Genomic DNA, 17,507 nt, shown 5'->3' on the forward strand with positions numbered 1-17,507 from the left:
GCGTGCGCAGATGATCGCGTTGGTCACCGGGGCGAACCGGGGCATCGGGCGGGAGGTCGCCCGGCAGCTGACCGGGCTGGGGCACACCGTCGCGGTCGCCGCCCGGTCACGGGACGCGGCCGAGAGGACGGCCGCGGAGCTGGGAGGACCCGCCGTGCCCGTCCGGCTGGACGTGACGTCCGGGGAGGACGTCGCGGCGGCCGTGGCGGAGGTCGAGAAGCGGCTCGGCGGGCTGGACGTCCTGGTCAACAACGCCGCGATCCACTACGACACGTGGCAGAACGCGGCGACCGCCGACCTCGACGTGGTGCGCGAGGCCGCCGAGACCAACCTGTACGGGCCGTGGCGGATGGCGCAGGCGTTCCTGCCGCTGCTGCGGCGCAGCCCGTCCGGCCGGATCGTGAACGTGTCGAGCGGGATCGCGTCGCTGGCCGACATGACCGGCGGCGCGCCCGCCTACACCACGACCAAGGTCGCGCTGAACGCGCTGACCCGGATGCTCGCCGACGAGCTGCGGCCGGACGGGATCCTGGTGAACGCGGTCTGCCCCGGCTGGGTCGCGACCGACATGGGCGGTCCGGGCGGGCGTCCGGTCGCGGACGGCGCGGCGGGGATCGTCTGGGCCGCCACCCTTCCGGACGACGGCCCGACCGGCGGTTTCTTCCGCGACCGGCGTCCGGTCGCCTGGTGAGCCGGGATGAGCTGGGATGAGCCGGGGTCGGCCGCGGGTCAGCGGACCTTGTCGAAGAAGAGCTTCATGTCGGCGGCGACGGCGGTCGGCTCCTCCATCGCGACGAAGTGGTGCGTGCCCGGGTTGCCCTCGCCCCAGTGGACGATCTCGTTGGTCCGCTCGGCGAGGCGGCGGATGCCGGGCGGACCGCTGTAGGTCCCGGAGGGGACGTTCTTCTGTCCTTCGGGCCAGGTCATCGTCCCGCCCTGGGCACGGTAGGGCCAGGACGCGGTGCCGAACGAGCGCGTGAACCAGTAGAGGGCGACGTTCGCGAGGAACAGGTCGCGGTCGACGGCGTCGAACGCGCCGGTGGCGAAGTCGTTGAACTTGTGGGTCATCCAGGCGAGGGCGGCGACGGGCGAGTCGTCCCAGCCGTAGGCGAAGGTCCGCGGCGCGATGCGGTTGACGTGGTGGTGGTCGAGGACCTCGGCCCCCGCCCACTGCTGCATCAGGTCGTACTGCTCCTTCTCCTCGGGCAGCATGTCCGGGACGTCCTGCTCGGTGGGGAAGCCGAGGCCGCTGATGACGTACACGCCGACGACGGCGTCCGGCGCGGCCTTGGCCACCTCGGGCGCGACGTACGCGCCGAAGTCGCCGCCCTCCACGCCGTACCGGTCGTAGCCGAGGCGGCGCATCAGCTCGGCCCACATCCGCGCGACGCGCGACGCGTCCCAGCCCGTCCTTTCGCGCGGCGCGGCGGAGAAGCCGACGCCCGGCGTGCTCGGGACGACGACGTGGAAGCCCCGCTCGGTCAGCGGGCGGATCAGGTCCGCGAACTCGGCGAACGAGTTGGGCCAGCCGTGGACGAGCAGGACGGGCAGCGCGTCCGGGTCGTCCGACCGGACGTGCAGGAAGTGCACGTCGTATCCGTCGATCTCCGTCACGAACTGCGGGAACCCGTTGAACCGCGCCTCCTGCACGCGCCAGTCGAAGCCGGTGCGCCAGTACTCGGCGAGCTCCTTCATGAACGCGGCCGGCACTCCCCCGTCCCAGCCGTCGCCGGGCGGCGGGGCGCCCCACCGCGTGCGCGCGAGGCGGTCGTTCAGGTCGTCGATGTCGGCCTGGGGAATGTCGATGCGGAACGGACGGATCTCGTTGCTCATGGGAATGACGCTACGAACCGTGTAGGTCAGGATCGTTCCTACACAGACGTCCTTGCGTCGTCGGTGGGTGGCAGAGGTGCTCGCCCGGGTCGGGGCGTTCCTGGGCGAGTAGGATCCGGGCGATATGTCCGGGACCTCGTCGCGTCTGCTCAGACTGCTGTCGCATCTCCAGACGCCGCGGCGGTGGTCGGCGACCGAGCTCGCCGGACGGCTGGACGTCACGCCCCGGACCGTGCGGCGGGACGTCGAGCGGCTGCGCGACCTCGGCTACCCGGTCGAGACGACGATGGGCCCGGACGGCGGATACCGGCTGGTCGCGGGCACCGCGATGCCGCCGCTGCTCCTGGACGACGAGGAGGCCGTCGCCGTCGCGGTGAGCCTGCGGACGGTCGGCGGGCAGCCCGTCGAGGGCATCGGACCGGCCGCCGTCCGGGCGCTGGCGAAGCTGGAGCAGGTGCTGCCGTCCCGGCTGCGGCACCGGGTCTCGGCGCTCGGGGACGTGGTCGACGCGCCGCTGCCCGAACCGGACGCGCCGAACGTCGACCCGGCCGTCCTGGCGGTGATCGCGGGGGCCGCCGCGGCCGGGGAACGGCTGCGGTTCCTGTTCCGCGGCGAGCGGCGCGTGGTGGAGCCGCACCGGCTCGTCCCGGTGCGGAGGCGCTGGTACCTGCTGGCCTACGACGACCGGCGGGACGACTGGCGGGTGTTCCGCGTCGACCGGATCTCGGAGCCCGCGCGGACCGGGCAGCGCCACGCCGGCCGGGACGTTCCGGGCGGGGACGCGGCCGCGTACGTCCTGGACAAGCTGTACTCGATCGTCCCGACGCACGAGGTGGACGCGACACTGCACCTGCCCGCCGCCGACGCCGTCCGCGTGCTCCGCGTCGCCCCGGACGAGATCACCCCGGTCGACGCGTCCACGTGCCGGCTGCGCGGCCGGGCCGACACGGTCCCCTGGCTGGCCAGCCGGCTGCTGATGCTGGGCTGCCGGTTCGAGGTCCACTCGCCGCCCGAACTGGTCGTCCACCTGCGGGAACTCGCGGCGCGCGCGGCGGCCGCGGCCGAAGGTGGCCCCGACAGGCCCGCTTGATCATCTCGGGCGTACGATCGGCTCCTCCTTTTCGAGAAAGGTCGAGGTTCGGTGCGCCGTTCCGCTCTGCTCTCCCTCGCCGCGACCGCCGTGACGGTCGCCGCGTCCCTCCCCCTTCAGGCGGCGTACGCCGCCCCCACGGTCGGCACGCAGTTCACGGGCCTGTCCACGTCCAGCACGGCCGTCAGTTACGAGCACCGGACGGTCACCGTCCAGGGGCGGCTGCGGCAGCTCGTCCAGCGGCAGTGGCAGCCGCTCGCCGGTGTGCCCGTCGACGTGCGGCTCAACGGCGCCACGGTCGGCACCACCACGACGGACGCGGACGGCTCGTTCTCCGCGACCGTGGACCTGCCGTCCGGCGGCACGCTGACCGCCGCGTTCGCCGGTGACGACGCCCACCAGCCGTCCCGGGGCGACGTCGCCTCCGAGAAGGCCGAGCGCGTGGGCAGCCGCGTCCTGCTCGACCCGACGCCCGCGACGGTGCGCGCGGGCGCGTCGGTCACCTTCTCCGGGGTCGCGCAGATCCTTCTGGACGGCGTATGGAGGCCGCTCCCCCGCGTTCCGCTGACGCTCACCGGCGACGGGTCCTCCAGGACGACCTCCGGTGACGACGGCCGCTTCGCCGTCACCGTCCCGGTCGCCGCTCCGAACATCTGGAGCGTGTCGACGGACGCCAATGCCGATTCCTACTACCGGGCGAGCGATGGCGTCGTCCGGGTGATCGAGGCGTACGACGGCACCCGGGTCGTCTCCTTCGCGATGCCGTCCAAGAGCGAGGCCCATCACGACGCCTCCGCCACCGGACGGGTGCAGTGGGGCCACGGCTCGCAGTGGGGTGCTCCTCCGCATTCGCCCCTGGTGAGCTTGTACTACCGGCCGAAGGGCTCGAAGACCTGGCACACCATCGGGGGCGTTCAGACCGACGAGATCGGGAGGTTCTCCATCCTGGTCTCCGGCCCGCTCGGCACCGCCGACTGGCAGGCCCGCGTCGTCCGCGACGACTCGAACCTGGCCGGCACCAGCGGACTCGTGGCTCACACCATCACCGACCAGGGCCACTTCGCCAACCTCTCCGCCTGGCGGTCGACGCGTGGCACCCAGGTGAACGCCCACCTCTACGACTGGTACAACGGCCAGCGCAGCCACTCCACGATGCGCGGCCTCAAGGTGGGCCTGTACTACCGGCACGCGGGCAGCAAGACGTGGCACTGGTACCGGAACGCCACCACGGGCAAGAACGGCCTCGTCTCCTTCAGCGGCCTCAAGCTGGGCAAGGGCTACTACTTCCGGCTGCGCCTGCCCGCACAGGGCCCCTACCTGACGACGACGAGCAAGACCTTCTCATCATGAAGCCAGGGTCGAGACAGTGAACACTTACTACCACGTCTGCTTCACCGTCCCCGACCTTGGCGCGGCGATGCGCGATCTGTCCCGCGTGGCATCGCTGACCTGGCGCGAGCCGCGCGCCCGGCGCATCGGCGACTGGGACTACCGGATCGTCTTCTCCGAGGGGCCACCGTACGTCGAGCTGATCGAGGCGGCCCCCGGCGGGCCGTGGGGCGACACGTCGAAGCCGGGTTTCCACCACTTCGGGTTCTGGTCGCCCGACCAGGAGGCGGAGTCGTCGCGGCTGGAGGACGAGGGATTCGGCGTGGAGTTCTCCGGCTGCCCTTATGGGCGTCCGTTCGCCTACCACCGGGTGGACTCGATCGGCGCGAACGTGGAGCTGATCGACGTGTCCGCCAGGCCGGGCTTCCTGGAGACCTGGGGGTTCCCCGCGTCGTGAGCCCCGACGCGGCGTCTCAGCGGGCGACGCGGAAGCCGACGTCGTCGACGCGGTAGGTGGGATGGCTGCGGCGGCGGGCGGAGGCGCGGCAGCTCCAGTGCTCGTCGAACCAGCCGCCGCCGCGCAGGACGTGGTAGGTGCCGTAGACCTCGGGGTCGTAGAAGTCCCAGCACCAGTTCCAGACGTTGCCGAGCATGTCGTGGAGGCCCCAGGGGTTGGGGAGCCTGGTGCCGACCTCGTGCGGGCGTTCGCCGGAGTTCTCCCGGTACCAGGCGATGTCGTCCAGCGGGGCGTAGTGGGGGCCGCTCGTGCCCGCGCGGCACGCGTACTCCCACTCGGCCTCGGTCGGGAGCCGGTATCCGCCGACGGAGCGGTCCTCTTCGACCTCGTCGCCGTGGACGCGGTAGGCGGGCGCGAGGCCCTCCTGCTCGGAGAGGGCGTTGCAGAAGTGGATCGCGTCCCACCACGAGACGTTCTCGACGGGGAGCCGGTCACCGGACGCCGCGGACGGACGGAGGCCCGTGACCTGGGCGTACAGCTCCTGGGTCACGGGCAGCGCGGCGATCTGGAAGGCGTCCAACTCGACCGGCCAGCGGCGTCCGGTGCGCCGGTCGGACAGCGTCACCGCGCCCGCCGGAATGTCGATCATCACGTCCCGATCGTAGGTCCGGCGGGCCGCGACCCGCCCCGCGGGAAACAGGGAGCGCCCATGGCCGCTGACGGGCGTCGGGAATGATGACGACCATGAGCAGCATCAGGCAGGTGAGCAGCCGGGTCGTCTACGAGAACCCGTGGATCCTCGTCCGCGAGGACGAGATCGAGCGGGCGGACGGGTCGCGGGGCATCTACGGCGTCGTCGACCGGCCGGACTTCGCGGTGGTCATCCCCATGCAGGACGACGGATTCGTGATGGTCGAGGAGTTCCGGTACCCGATCGGACGCCGGACCTGGAACTTCCCGCAGGGGTCGTACCCGAACCGGGCCGACGGGGATCCGGAGGAGCTGGCGCGGACCGAGCTCGTCCAGGAGACGGGCCTGCGGGCGGGGCGGATGCGGCACCTGGGGTTCCTGCACTCGTCGCTGGGGTCGGCGACGAACGGGTACAACGTGTTCCTCGCGACCGACCTGGAGCAGGGCCCGCACGACCGGGAGCTCGAGGAGCAGGACATGCGGCAGGGGTTCTTCTCCCGCGCCCAGTTCCAGGACATGGTGCTGCGCGGCGAGATCACCGACGACTCGACCGTGGCGGCCTACGCGCTGCTGACCATGCGCGGACTCTGACCGCGACTCTGACGGCGACTCTGACGGCGCGCGCACTCCGAGCACGCGGACTCCGGACACACGGACGGCCGGGCGCGGCGACGCGTCCGGCCGTCCGGTCTCCGGGAGTCCAACCTCCGGGGTCCCTGGGTCAGTTGAGGCGGGCGAGGTAGCCGTTGTCCACGAGCCACAGGACGTTCAGGCGGCTCGGGGCGCCGGGGACGAGGGCGCCGTCCAGCATGTACTGGGTGCCGTGACCGGGCTGCTCGAACGCCGGGGCGCTCGGTCCCGACTCCACCTTGAAGGCGCGCAGGACGCGGTACGCGCGCCAGTTGCAGCCCGCCGGGTTCTGCGCGTTGTCGAGGTTCTGCGGCGGGATGGAACGCCGCGCGTAGGCCAGGCCGAAGGGCGCGAGGAAGCCGCCGTACTCGCTGCCGAAGCGGTCGATGCGGACGTTGCGGCGCAGGCGGAAGGCGTGCTTGATCGGCTTGCCGTCCCGGCCGATGAGGAAGCCGTCGGCGGGCGGGTAGCGCCAGCCGTTCGCCGCGGAGTCCCAGTTGTCCTTCAGGAACTCCGACTCGGTCAGGTCGCCGAAGCGCCGGTAGCCGTGCAGCTCGCGTCCGACGACGCCGCGGTTGGGCAGGACGGCCGGGCCGAGGCGCGCGTCGTTGTCGTAGTCGGCCGCCGAGCAGGCCGTGTTCGGCCCCGGCGGCTGGACGGACGTCCCCGCCGAGGCCGACGCGGACGGAGCCGGGACCGGCGGGGCGGGCGTCGCGGCGGACGCCGGGACCCCGCCGAGCGGTCCGACGAGCAGGGCGAGGGCCGTGAGCGGCCAGGCGAGTCGATGGCGCAGGTGGGGCAGGTGGGGCATGGTCCGCCTTCCGTGACGGGTGGGACTGATGACCACGCCCAGGATGTGAGTGAACACGCCTGGTGACAAGAACCCCGGGCGGCCATATTCGGCTACCCGGGGTTCGTTTCACGCGCCCTTTAGAAGGGGGCCGGGATGAGGAGTTCGACGTTGCGGTCCTCGGTCTTGCCCCGGCGGTGCGCCGGGTCGTCCTGCCAGTCGTTGCCCGAGAGCTCGCGCGACAGGGACGCCAGGGCCACCGGGTCGCCGATGCCCTTGTGGGTCTCGGGGCCCGCCGTGTCCAGGACGGTCGCGAAGATCGAGAGGGTGCCGTCGCGGTTGTCGGCGAGCTCGAGGACGCGGGACTGCTGCGGGTAGTCGATGTGGGCGGCCGTGTTGACCTCCCAGAACCCGCCGCCGCCCTGCCGCGCGTGCGGGGTGACCTGGTTGACGTGCGTGTGGCCGTTCACCCACAGGACGACGTTCGGGAAGCGCAGCAGAAGCGCCTTGACCTCGTCGCCGAGGACGCGCCCGCCGCCGAGGGAGTTCTTCAGCGACGCGATCGTGTGGTGGCTGAACAGGACGAACAGCCGGTCCTTGACGTTGTGGGAGACCTTCGCGCCCGAGGCGTCGTAGTACGTCCGGCTGCCGGCCTTGAGCTGCGCCTCCAGCCAGGCGAGCTGGGTCTTGTCGAGCGAGCCCTCGGAGTAGCCGTTCGGGTTGACGGTGTCCAGGACGAGCCCGCGGACGATCCCCTGGTCGAAGCCGTAGTACGCGGTGCCCTTGAGCAGGTTCTCGGCGGTGAAGCCGTGGCCGCGCAGCCCGGACGAGGTGGTGAAGTGCTCGCGGACGACCTCGGCGCGCGACAGGACGCGGCGCTTCGGGTCGGCCGTGACCTGCCGGAACAGTCCGCCGTTGGACTGCGCGGCGAGCCGCGCGAACTCGCCCGCGTTCCCACTCTGGAGAATGCGCGCCAGCTTGTCCGCCTGCGCGGCGTCGGCGGGCGCGACGATCTTCGTGCCGCCGGTCGCGAGCGCGGCGAGCAGCGGGTTCGGCGGGAGGTTGCCCTGCATGAGGCCGTCGTGGTTGCCGAACGCGGCGAGCCACGGGGTGCGCAGGCCGGTCGCCTTGAACGGGCGGCGGGCCGCGTCGAGCAGGCCGGGGACGCGCGGGAAGCCGTACTTGGCGAGGGCCTGGTCGGCGGCGTGGCCGGGCGGCGGGCCGTCCGGGTGCCAGTAGGCGGCGCTGTAGCCGACGCCGTCCATCACGCCCTCGTAGCGGCGCGGGTCGCCGGAGTCGGGGGTGACGGTGCGGCCGTCGAGCAGGTCGATGATCCAGCGCAGCTCGTTGTACTGCGTGTTGTCGGCGGCGTCGCCGGTGTTGATGGTGAACGCGAGGCCGAGGCCGGTCGCCGGGCCGTGCCCGACGCGGTTCATCGCGCGGACCATCGCCTCGGCGACGTGCGTGGTGAGGATCTCCTGCGGACGGTAGGCGCCCTCGGTCGGGATCGCGCTCACCAGGTCCTTGACCCGGTCCAGGAACTCGACCCGGCCCGGGGACTGCGCGTCCACGATGTGCACGTCGGTGAGCTGCCCGAACGCCAGCAGGCCCCGGCGGGCGGCGGCGCGCCGGACGGCGGCCGTCCCGCCGAGGTCGCGGCGCAGGACGTGGGGTTCCCCGGGCCCGGCGACGATCTTCCGGTAGCCGCCCGCCCCGGGACGGCCGAGGACCAGCGTCCGGTCCAGGGTCGTCCCTGCGGCGGAGCCGCGGAGCGGGGTCGCGGCGTAGCCGGGACGGGCGGGGAAGGCGGCCAGGCCGGAGACCGCGAGACCCGCGGCCCCCGCTCCCAGCAGGACACTGCGGCGGGTCGGGCCCGCCGACCGGGAGGAAGCACCATTCACGAGAGTGAATCAGACCACACCGTGCACAGTTACATCAAGGGTAAATCTGTCACATATCACGCACGAAGCGAAACGCCGCGCCCCCGGGAGGGGACGCGGCGCTCGGATCCGGGCCCGTCCGGCCCGGTCTCGGCTCCCACGCATCGGCCGGATCAGCGGATCAGCCGCGGGTGTGGCCCTCACCCGTGACGACGTACTTCGTGGACGTCAGCTCCGGCAGGCCCATCGGCCCGCGCGCGTGCAGCTTCTGCGTCGAGATGCCGATCTCCGCGCCGAAGCCGAACTCCTCGCCGTCGGTGAACCGGGTCGAGGCGTTCACCATCACCGCGGCCGAGTCGACGAGCGCGACGAACCGCTTCGCGGCGGGCTGGGAGTCCGTGATGATCGCCTCGGTGTGCCCGGACCCGAACCTGCGGATGTGCGCGACGGCCTCGTCCAGGGACGGGACGACCCGGGCGGCGATGTCGAGCGACAGGTACTCGGCGTACCAGTCGTCCTCGGTCGCGGCGACGACGTCCGGCGAGTAGGCGCGGACCAGGGCGTCCCCGTGGACGGTCACGCCCCTCTCCTTCAGCGCGGCCAGCGCGCGCGGCAGGAACCGGTCCGCGACGTTCGCGTGGATCAGGACCGTCTCGGCCGCGTTGCACACCGACGGACGCTGCGTCTTGGCGTTCACCAGGATCGCCAGCGCCATGTCCAGGTCGGCGGACTCGTCCACGTACACCGAGCAGTTCCCGACACCGGTCTCGATCACCGGGACGGTCGACTCCTGCACGACCGAGTCGATCAGCGACGCGCCGCCGCGCGGGATCAGCACGTCCACGAGGCCGCGCGCCCGCATCAGGTGCCTCACCGACTCGCGCGAGGTGCCCGGCACCAGCTGGACGGCGTCCTCCGGCACGTCCGTGGCGCGCAGCGCGTCCTGCATGATCCCGACGAGCGCGGTGTTCGACTCGAACGCCGAGGACGACCCGCGCAGCAGCGCGACGTTCCCGCTCTTCAGGCACAGCGCCGCCGCGTCCACGGTGACGTTCGGGCGGCCCTCGTAGATGATCCCGACGACGCCCAGCGGCACCCGGACCTGCTGCACCGACAGGCCGTTCGGCAGCACGTACCCGCGCACGGTCTCGCCGACCGGATCGGGCAGCGACGCGACGTTCCGGACGGCCGCGGCGACCGCCTCGACCCGCTCGCGGCTCAGCGCCAGCCGGTCGATCATCGCCTCGGACGTGCCCGCCTCGCGCGCCCGCGCGACGTCGACCGCGTTCGCCTTGACGACCTCGTCGGCGCGGGCGGCCAGCGCGTCCGCGATCGCGTGCAGCGCCGCGTCCTTGGCCGCCCGCGGCAGCGGGGCCAGCTCCGCCGACGCCGCCCGGCCGAACTCGGCCACACGCAGGAACGCGTCCCTCTCTGCAGTGCTCGCCTCGTTGCTCGGCTCGCTCATCGGCTCGCTCATCGGCGAACCCCTTTCCTGGTTTCCGCGGTGGGGACGGGCGCCATCGACCGTGCTCGGGACATCACTCTGTTTCAGGCGAGGACGACCAGGTGGTCGCGGTGAATGACCTCGCGTTCGTACTCCGGGCCCAGCTCGCGCGCCAGCCAGCGGGTCGAGCGGCCCATCAGCTCGGGGATCTCGGCGGCGTCGTAGTTGACCAGGCCGCGCGCGACGACCCGCCCGTCGGTGCCGACCAGGTCGACGGGGTCGCCCGCCGCGAACTCGCCCTGGACGCCGGTGACCCCGGCGGGCAGCAGCGACTTGCGCCGCTGCACGACCGCCTCGATCGCGCCCGCGTCCAGGACGACCCGGCCCTGCCCGGTCGTCGCGTGCGCGAGCCACAGGTTCCGGGACGACATGCGCGGCGCGTCGCCGGGATGGAAGTAGGTGCCGACCGGCTCTCCGGCGAGCGCGGCGGCGGCGCGCGCGGCGTCGGTCAGCACGACCGGGACGCCCGCGATCCGCGCGGCCTCGACCTTGGTGACCATGCCGCCCGTCCCGACGCGCCCGGATCCGCCGAGCTCGATCCCCGCCAGGTCGGCGGGCGACCGGACCTCCTCGATCCGCCGGACGCCCGGCCGGGCCGGGTCACCGGTGTAGAGCGCGTCCACGTCGGAGAGCAGGACGAGCGCGTCCGCCCTGGTCAGATGGGCGACGAGCGCCGCGAGCCGGTCGTTGTCCCCGAACCGGATCTCGTCGGTCGCGACCGTGTCGTTCTCGTTCACGACCGGGACGATGCCGAGCGCCAGGAGCTGGGCGACCGCGCGCTGCGCGTTGCGGTGGTGCGAGCGGCGCATCATGTCGTCCGGCGTCAGCAGCACCTGCCCGACCGTCAGCCCGTACCGCGCGAACGACGCGGTGTACCGGGCGACCAGCAGGCCCTGCCCGACGGACGCGGCGGCCTGCTGGGTGGCCAGGTCGCGCGGGCGCCGGGTCAGCCCGAGCGGGCCGAGCCCGGCGGCGATCGCGCCCGACGACACGAACACGATCTCGGTCCCGGCGGCGCGGCGCGCGGCCAGCACGTCCACCAGGGCGTCGATCCGGTTGGCGTCGATGGTGCCCTGCGGGGTCGTCAGCGAGGACGACCCCGCCTTCACCACGATCCGCCGGGCCTCGCCGACCGCCTTACGGATGGTCACCAGTCCTCCTGGGGGGGTCGCCCGCGCTCCGCGCGCGGGTCAGTCCTCGTCGGTGTAGCCCGCGCGGCGGGCGGCGCGCTTCTCCTCCAGCTCGGCGCGGCGCTCGACGTTGGTGCGCCGGTGCCCGGCGGACGCGGCGAGCCGCCGGTCGGTGCCGCGCGGGGACGCGGTGGCCGCGGCGGCGGCGGTCTCCGGCTCCCAGTCGAAGACGATCGCGTCCTCCATGGTGCCGATGAGGACCGTGGCCCCGGCGGACGCGCCCGCCTTGGCGAGCTCCTCCTCCACGCCGAGGCGGGCGAGCCGGTCCGCGAGGTAGCCGACGGCCTCCTCGTTGTTGAAGTCGGTCTGCTTCAGCCAGCGGACGGGCTTCTCGCCGGTGATGAGGTAGGTGTTGTCGCCGACGTTCCGGACCTCGTACTCGACGTCCCCGCCGACCGGGACGGGCCGGATGACCAGGCGGGTCGGCTCGACGGCCGGCAGGCTCGCCCGGTAGGCGAGGACCATCTCGGCCATCGCGAACGACAGCTCGCGCAGGCCCTCGTGCGTCGCGGCGGACACCTCGAACACCTTCAGCCCGCGCTTCTCGAACTCGGGCCGGACGATGTCGGCGAGCTCGCGGCCGTCCGGGACGTCCACCTTGTTCAGCACGACGATGCGCGGGCGGTCCGACAGCGGGCGGTCGCCGAGGACCCGGTCGTACGCCTTGAGCTCGTTCTCGATGACGTCGAAGTCGGAGATCGGGTCGCGGCCCGGCTCCAGCGTCGCGCAGTCCAGGACGTGCGCGAGCGTGGACGACCGCTCGATGTGCCGGAGGAACTCCAGGCCGAGGCCCTTGCCCTCGCTCGCGCCCTCGATCAGCCCGGGGACGTCGGCGACGGTGAAGGCGTTGTCGCCCGCGCTGACCACCCCCAGGTTCGGGATCAGGGTGGTGAACGGGTAGTCGGCGATCTTCGGCTTGGCCGCCGACAGCGCCGCGATCAGCGACGACTTGCCCGCGCTCGGGAAGCCGACGAGCGCCACGTCCGCGACGCTCTTCAGCTCGAGGACGACCTCGCGCTCCTCGCCGGGCTCGCCCAGCAGCGCGAACCCGGGGGCCTTGCGCTTGGCGGTCGAGAGCGCGGCGTTGCCGAGCCCGCCGCGTCCGCCCTGCGCGACGACGAACCGGGTGCCCTCGCCGACCAGGTCGGCCAGGACCTCGCCGTCGCGGGTCTTCACGACCGTGCCGTCCGGGACCGTCAGCACGACGGCCTCGCCGTTCGCGCCGGTGCGGTGGCCGCCCTGCCCCGGACGCCCGTTGGGCGCCTTGCGGTGCGGGCGGCGGTGGTAGTCGAGGAGGCTGGCGGTGTTGGTGTCCACCTCCAGGATCACGTCACCGCCGTTGCCGCCGTTGGCCCCGTCGGGGCCGCCCAGCGGCTTGAACTTCTCGCGGTGGACGGAGGCGCAGCCATGCCCGCCGTTGCCGGCCACGACATGCAGCACGACCCGGTCCACGAACTGCGCGCCGGCTCCGGTGTTGGGGGCCACGAATCCTCCTGGTCTGGATGGAACAAAGCAAAGGGGCGGACCGAGATCGGTCCGCCCCTTCTCTAACGTCGCTGCGTGGCGGACTTACTCAGCCGGCGGGACGATGCTCACGGCGTTGCGGCCACGGTAGCGGCGGAACGTCACGTGGCCCGCGACCAGCGCGAACAGCGTGTCGTCGCCGCCACGGCCGACGCCCGGGCCGGGGTGGAAGTGGGTGCCGCGCTGACGGACGATGATCTCGCCGGCGTTGACCAGCTGGCCGCCGAAGCGCTTGACACCCAGACGCTGTGCGTTGGAGTCGCGGCCGTTACGGCTGGACGACGCGCCCTTCTTGTGTGCCATTCGGGGCCTCCCTTACTTCCCGGCCTTGATACCGGTGATCTTGACCTCGGTGTACGGCTGACGGTGACCCATGCGCCGCTTGTAACCGGTCTTGTTCCGGTAGTGCATGATGTGGATCTTCGGGCCCTTGACCGCGCCGAGGATCTCGGCGGTGACCTCGTAGGAGGCCAGGTCGGCCTGCTTGCTGACGACGTTGGCGCCGTCGACGACCAGCAGCGCCGGGAACGTCACGGTCGAGCCGACCTCGGCGTCGAGCTTGTCGACGGTCAGGACGTCGCCCTCGGCGACCTTCTCCTGCCGCCCGCCTGCGCGGACAATCGCGTACACGCGGAAACCCTTCGTTCAACGCGCGCTCCGGAGCGAACCGGCCCCGCGCGTGGTCTTCACCAGCCCCCAGGATTGAGGGCCTATCCCCGGCCGGGGCCGAGGACGGCGCACCGCACGGCCTCGCGGGACCCTGGATGCTCTCTGCTCCTCCCCGCCCTGAGGGACGGGGTGTCTGCACCGCCGCCGCGTCGCCGCGGCCTCGCGAGTGCAAGTCGGTATGGCGCGTTGACACGCACCGTCTGCCAAGGTTACCGGACGCCCCGAGGTAAGGCGAACCGCTCGGATCGCCCGCCCCGGCGGCCGTTCGGGCCGATGATCAACCGCCCGGCCCCGGCCCGCCCCGGCTCCGGACCGTTACCGGACCGATAGGACGATCTTACCCGTGGTCCGGCCGCCCTCCCCCGACGCGTGCGCCGCGAGGTCGGCCAGGTCGCGAGCCTCTGCGTCACGCCCCCGTGGCGGGACGGCGGCCAGGCCCAGTACATCCCGCGTCCCGTCCCGGAGGAGCGGACGGACGGGCTCGCCGCCACCCGCGCGTGGGCGCTGGAACGCCTCGGCGACCCGCTCAGCCTGGCCGACCTCGCGGCGCACGCGGGCCTCGGCGTCCGCACCTTCACCCGCAACTTCCGCGCCGAGACGGGCGCCAGCCCGGGGCAGTGGCTCGCCGGGCAGCGCCTCGACCTGGCCCGGAAGCTCCTCGAGGCCACCGACCTCCCCGTGGACGCCGTGGCCCGGCGCGCCGGTTTCGGCACCGGGACCGCCCTCCGCCAGCGCTTCCGGACGTCCCTCGGCGTCTCGCCCCAGGCCTACCGCCGCACCTTCCGCCCCACCGCCACCACCCGCCCGGAGCCCGGCCGCGCCGCCTGAGACCACCCGGACCGCGCCTCCTCAGACGCGCTCGACCGTGGCGCCCGAGGCGGCCCCGAGCGCGGCGCCTGAGGCCGCTTCGGGCGTGGCGCCCGAGGCGGCCTCGATCGCCCGGCGCATCTCCTCGGCCCCGCGTTCCATCCGGACGCGGATCTCGGGGGCGTGGGCGTGCGGCAGGACGTCCGTGATCCACACCAGGCGGGCCGCGTCCTCACCCTCCGGCCGGACCTCGAACGTCGCGTGATGGCGCTCGACCGGGGGACGCGCGCCCTCCACGACCGCGTACGCCAGGCGGCGGGCCTCGTCGTCGACCGCGATGACCAGCTCGCGGATCACATGGCCGTCCGGGAAGGTCAGGAAGCGCTCGTCGCCCTCCACGCGCGTGCCGGCGACGCGTCCGGGCAGCAGCCGCTCGTGCACCGCGCCCACGTCCCGCAGCACGTCCCACACCTGCCCGGGGGACGCGCCGATCACGATCTCATGCCGTACCGAGGCCATGCCTCAGGCTCCTCTCGACGGGAAACGGAAACGTCCCCGCCGTCCGGACGGGACGGCGGGGACGCTTCACTCCGGCGGATCACCCCGCGTTAGGGGTCACTCCGCGTTATGGGTCACTCCGCGTTCGCGGGCTCCGGCGGGGCCGAGGCCGGACGGGTCGCACGCCGCGTGCGGCGGCGGGTGCGGCCGTTCGACGACGCCTCGGGCGCCTCGTCGGACAGGGCGCCCGGGGACGTGCCCTCGGACTCCTCGACGGCGTCGGCGGCCTCGACGGCGGCCTGCACCGGGGCCTCCTCGTCGTCCCGGTCGTCCTTCTTGCCGGACTTGGCGAGCTTCTCCTCGACGGCGCGCTCGACGTCGCCCTTGCGCTTGCGGCGCCGGCCGGTCTCCTTGGCCGCCGCCCCCTTCTCCGCGCCCTTCGGCTCGACCGGGGTCAGGTGGACGTGGATGCCGCGCCCGTTGCAGCTCTCGCAGGTCTCGGAGAACGCCTCGAGCAGGCCCTGGCCGACGCGCTTGCGGGTCATCTGGACCAGGCCCAGCGAGGTCACCTCGGCGACCTGGTGCTTGGTGCGGTCCCGGGACAGGCACTCCACCAGGCGGCGCAGCACCAGGTCCCGGTTGGACTCCAGCACCATGTCGATGAAGTCGATCACCACGATGCCGCCGATGTCGCGGAGCCGGAGCTGCCGGACGATCTCCTCCGCGGCCTCCAGGTTGTTGCGGGTGACCGTCTCCTCGAGGTTCCCGCCCTGGCCGGTGAACTTGCCGGTGTTCACGTCGATCACGGTCATCGCCTCGGTGCGGTCGATGACCAGCGAGCCGCCGGACGGCAGCCAGACCTTGCGGTCCAGCGCCTTGGCGATCTGCTCGTCGATCCGGAAGGCGCCCATGACGTCGCCGTCGCCGGTCCACTTCTCGACCCGGTCGGCCAGGTGCGGCGCGACGTAGCCGACGTACTCGGCGACCGTGTCCCAGGCGCCGTCGCCCTGGACGACCAGCTTGCTGAAGTCCTCGTTGAAGATGTCGCGGATGACGCGGATCGTCAGGTCCGGCTCACCGTGCAGCAGGGACGGCGCGGACGCCGACTTGACCTGCTTCTGGATGTGCTCCCACTGGGCGGCCAGGCGGGACACGTCACGCGCCAGCTCCTCCTCCGTCGCGCCCTCGGCGGCGGTCCGGACGATCACACCGGCGTTCTCCGGCATGACCTTCTTGAGGATCTGCTTGAGGCGGGTGCGCTCCTTGTCCGGCAGCTTGCGGCTGATGCCGGTCATCGAGCCGTCCGGCACGTACACCAGGTAGCGGCCGGGCAGCGAGATCTGGCTGGTCAGCCGGGCGCCCTTGTGGCCGAGCGGGTCCTTGGTGACCTGCACCAGCACCGACTGGCCGGACTTCAGCGCCACCTCGATCCGGCGCGGCTGGCCCTCCAGGCCGGCGGTGTCCCAGTTGACCTCGCCCGCGTACAGGACGGCGTTGCGGCCCTTGCCGATGTCGACGAACGCGGCCTCCATCGACGGCAGGACGTTCTGGACCTTGCCCAGGTACACGTTCCCGACGTAGCTCTGGTGGCTGGCGCGGTTGATGTAGTGCTCGACGAGGACGTCGTCCTCGAGCACGGCGATCTGGGTGCGGTCGCCCTCCTGCCGGACGACCATCTCGCGCTTGACCGACTCGCGGCGGGCCAGGAACTCCGCCTCGGTGATCACCGGCGGGCGGCGGCGGCCCTGCTCGCGGCCCTCCCGGCGGCGCTGCTTCTTGGCCTCCAGGCGGGTCGAGCCGCGGACGGCCTGCACCTCGTCCTCGACGGGACGGGGGGCCTGCTCGCGGACCTCGCGGACGTGCACGACGGTGTTCGGCGGGTCGTCGGAACCGGAGGCCTCGTCCGCGCCACCGGAACGGCGGCGACGGCGGCGACGGCGGCGGGACGAGCCGTTGCCGCCCTGCTCGTCGGAGTCCTCGTCGGTCTCGTCCTCGTCCTGCTCGTCGGCCGCGGCGGGCTTGGCCGTCTCCTTGGCGGACTTGGCGGCCTTGGCGGACCTGCCGGACTCGGCGGCCTCCTCCTCGGCCTCGTACTCGGCGCCCTCGTCCTCGGCGCCCTCACGGCCACGTCCACGGCCCCGGCCGCCGCGGCGACGGCGGCGGCGGGACGGGCGGTCGTCCTCGTCGTGCTCCTCGCCGTGGGCCTCCGCCTGGGCCTCCTCGGCCTCGGCCTCGCCCTCGGCGTCGATCTCGGGCTCGGGCTCGGTCTCGGCCTCCTCGGCGGGCCGCTCCTCCTCCGGCTGCTGCTTCTTCTTGCGGGACGGCGTCGCGGCGGCCGGCTGCGGCGGCTGGAAGACCACCATCGTCGGCGGCTGGAACATCACGCCCGGGACGCCCACGGCGGACGCGGGCTCGTTCTCGTCGACCTGCGGATCGGTGCCCGGCACGGCCGGGACCTGCGGGACGGCGGAGCCGAAGGCGGTCTCCTCGGCCGCGGCGGTGCGCTTGCGCGACCGCGTGCGGGCCGCCTTGGGCGCGGCCTCCTCGGCCGGGGCCTCGGCGGTCTCGGCACCGGTCTCCTCGGCCGGAGCCTCGGCGGCGCGGGCCGGGCGGCGG

At 73.1% G+C, this 17,507-nt stretch carries 17 protein-coding genes; 6 read left to right on the forward strand and 11 right to left on the reverse strand.

The window, feature by feature from the left end; genetic code table 11:
• Window positions 1–10 precede the first annotated feature (10 nt).
• Window positions 11–691 carry an SDR family oxidoreductase gene (locus tag EBO15_RS33870; protein ID WP_122198558.1) on the forward strand — a complete coding sequence of 227 codons (681 nt, stop codon included), beginning with the start codon at window positions 11–13 and terminating at the stop codon, window positions 689–691.
• A 38-nt stretch (window positions 692–729) separates the two neighbouring features.
• Here EBO15_RS33870 and EBO15_RS33875 read toward each other — a convergent pair whose 3' ends face one another.
• Window positions 730–1,833 (reverse strand): epoxide hydrolase family protein, encoded by a 1,104-nt coding sequence (locus EBO15_RS33875; protein ID WP_122198559.1) that lies wholly within the window; start codon window positions 1,831–1,833, stop codon window positions 730–732.
• A 124-nt stretch (window positions 1,834–1,957) separates the two neighbouring features.
• Between EBO15_RS33875 and EBO15_RS33880 the strand changes: the two genes are divergently transcribed.
• From EBO15_RS33880 to EBO15_RS33890, 3 genes are read left to right on the forward strand one after another with little or no spacing between them, the layout of a single operon-like run.
• Entirely contained in the window at window positions 1,958–2,923 is a 966-nt protein-coding gene (locus EBO15_RS33880) for a helix-turn-helix transcriptional regulator (protein WP_122198560.1), read from the forward strand.
• A gap of 51 nt (window positions 2,924–2,974) precedes the next feature.
• Entirely contained in the window at window positions 2,975–4,273 is a 1,299-nt protein-coding gene (locus EBO15_RS33885) for an Ig-like domain repeat protein (RefSeq protein WP_122198561.1), read from the forward strand.
• A 16-nt stretch (window positions 4,274–4,289) separates the two neighbouring features.
• Complete coding sequence (locus tag EBO15_RS33890; protein WP_122198562.1) at window positions 4,290–4,709, forward strand: VOC family protein; 420 nt, start codon at window positions 4,290–4,292, stop codon at window positions 4,707–4,709.
• A 16-nt stretch (window positions 4,710–4,725) separates the two neighbouring features.
• Here EBO15_RS33890 and EBO15_RS33895 read toward each other — a convergent pair whose 3' ends face one another.
• Window positions 4,726–5,358: a formylglycine-generating enzyme family protein gene (locus EBO15_RS33895; RefSeq protein ID WP_122198563.1), complete on the reverse strand. Its 633-nt coding sequence runs from the start codon at window positions 5,356–5,358 to the stop codon at window positions 4,726–4,728.
• Between the two features lie 95 nt (window positions 5,359–5,453).
• Here EBO15_RS33895 and EBO15_RS33900 point away from each other — a divergent pair, with 95 nt between their 5' ends.
• Complete coding sequence (locus tag EBO15_RS33900; protein WP_122198573.1) at window positions 5,454–5,990, forward strand: NUDIX domain-containing protein; 537 nt, start codon at window positions 5,454–5,456, stop codon at window positions 5,988–5,990.
• Window positions 5,991–6,120: 130 nt separating this feature from the next.
• Here the strand turns inward: EBO15_RS33900 and EBO15_RS33905 are convergent, their stop codons facing one another.
• The 7 genes from EBO15_RS33905 to rplU all read right to left on the reverse strand — a co-directional run bounded on the left by EBO15_RS33905 (window position 6,121) and on the right by rplU (window position 13,547).
• Window positions 6,121–6,840 (reverse strand): TNT domain-containing protein, encoded by a 720-nt coding sequence (locus tag EBO15_RS33905; protein WP_122198564.1) that lies wholly within the window; start codon window positions 6,838–6,840, stop codon window positions 6,121–6,123.
• A 119-nt stretch (window positions 6,841–6,959) separates the two neighbouring features.
• A complete protein-coding gene (locus EBO15_RS33910; RefSeq protein ID WP_122198565.1) occupies window positions 6,960–8,720 on the reverse strand; it encodes a TIGR03767 family metallophosphoesterase in 1,761 nt (586 codons plus the stop codon).
• Between the two features lie 160 nt (window positions 8,721–8,880).
• Entirely contained in the window at window positions 8,881–10,164 is a 1,284-nt protein-coding gene (locus EBO15_RS33915) for a glutamate-5-semialdehyde dehydrogenase (RefSeq protein WP_122198574.1), read from the reverse strand.
• 83 nt (window positions 10,165–10,247) lie between these two features.
• On the reverse strand, window positions 10,248–11,354 hold the full coding sequence (proB, locus tag EBO15_RS33920; RefSeq protein WP_378238049.1) for a glutamate 5-kinase: 1,107 nt from the start codon (window positions 11,352–11,354) through the stop codon (window positions 10,248–10,250).
• Window positions 11,355–11,393: 39 nt separating this feature from the next.
• The gene (gene obgE / locus EBO15_RS33925) at window positions 11,394–12,878 is read right to left on the reverse strand and encodes a GTPase ObgE (RefSeq protein WP_122198567.1); all 1,485 of its coding nucleotides are present in this window, start codon (window positions 12,876–12,878) and stop codon (window positions 11,394–11,396) included.
• Between the two features lie 84 nt (window positions 12,879–12,962).
• Complete coding sequence (rpmA, locus tag EBO15_RS33930) at window positions 12,963–13,220, reverse strand: 50S ribosomal protein L27 (protein ID WP_122198568.1); 258 nt, start codon at window positions 13,218–13,220, stop codon at window positions 12,963–12,965.
• 12 nt (window positions 13,221–13,232) lie between these two features.
• Window positions 13,233–13,547: a 50S ribosomal protein L21 gene (rplU, locus tag EBO15_RS33935; RefSeq protein ID WP_117360224.1), complete on the reverse strand. Its 315-nt coding sequence runs from the start codon at window positions 13,545–13,547 to the stop codon at window positions 13,233–13,235.
• Window positions 13,548–13,955: 408 nt separating this feature from the next.
• Between rplU and EBO15_RS33940 the strand changes: the two genes are divergently transcribed.
• Window positions 13,956–14,414 carry a GlxA family transcriptional regulator gene (locus EBO15_RS33940; RefSeq protein WP_122198569.1) on the forward strand — a complete coding sequence of 153 codons (459 nt, stop codon included), beginning with the start codon at window positions 13,956–13,958 and terminating at the stop codon, window positions 14,412–14,414.
• A 21-nt stretch (window positions 14,415–14,435) separates the two neighbouring features.
• Here the strand turns inward: EBO15_RS33940 and EBO15_RS33945 are convergent, their stop codons facing one another.
• Both EBO15_RS33945 and EBO15_RS33950 read right to left on the reverse strand, forming a co-directional pair.
• Window positions 14,436–14,912, reverse strand: coding sequence for an SRPBCC family protein (locus EBO15_RS33945; RefSeq protein ID WP_122198570.1), 477 nt, complete (start codon window positions 14,910–14,912; stop codon window positions 14,436–14,438).
• Window positions 14,913–15,025: 113 nt separating this feature from the next.
• A partial coding sequence (locus tag EBO15_RS33950; protein ID WP_147481784.1) for an Rne/Rng family ribonuclease occupies window positions 15,026–17,507 on the reverse strand: 2,482 nt, incomplete at its 5' end.

This window comes from Actinomadura harenae (genome assembly GCF_003696215.1).
Classification (GTDB): Bacteria; Actinomycetota; Actinomycetes; order Streptosporangiales; family Streptosporangiaceae; genus Spirillospora; species Spirillospora harenae.

Bases quoted from the DNA above. Each gene is read 5' to 3' on its own strand.
- EBO15_RS33870 (WP_122198558.1), top strand. From the start codon at position 11: ATGATCGCGTTGGTCACCGGGGCGAACCGGGGCATCGGGCGGGAGGTC.
- EBO15_RS33875 (WP_122198559.1), bottom strand. From the start codon at position 1,833: ATGAGCAACGAGATCCGTCCGTTCCGCATCGACATTCCCCAGGCCGAC.
- EBO15_RS33880 (WP_122198560.1), top strand. From the start codon at position 1,958: ATGTCCGGGACCTCGTCGCGTCTGCTCAGACTGCTGTCGCATCTCCAG.
- EBO15_RS33895 (WP_122198563.1), bottom strand. From the start codon at position 5,358: ATGATCGACATTCCGGCGGGCGCGGTGACGCTGTCCGACCGGCGCACC.
- EBO15_RS33900 (WP_122198573.1), top strand. From the start codon at position 5,454: ATGAGCAGCATCAGGCAGGTGAGCAGCCGGGTCGTCTACGAGAACCCG.
- EBO15_RS33905 (WP_122198564.1), bottom strand. From the start codon at position 6,840: ATGCCCCACCTGCCCCACCTGCGCCATCGACTCGCCTGGCCGCTCACG.
- EBO15_RS33915 (WP_122198574.1), bottom strand. From the start codon at position 10,164: ATGAGCGAGCCGAGCAACGAGGCGAGCACTGCAGAGAGGGACGCGTTC.
- rpmA (WP_122198568.1), bottom strand. From the start codon at position 13,220: ATGGCACACAAGAAGGGCGCGTCGTCCAGCCGTAACGGCCGCGACTCC.
- EBO15_RS33945 (WP_122198570.1), bottom strand. From the start codon at position 14,912: ATGGCCTCGGTACGGCATGAGATCGTGATCGGCGCGTCCCCCGGGCAG.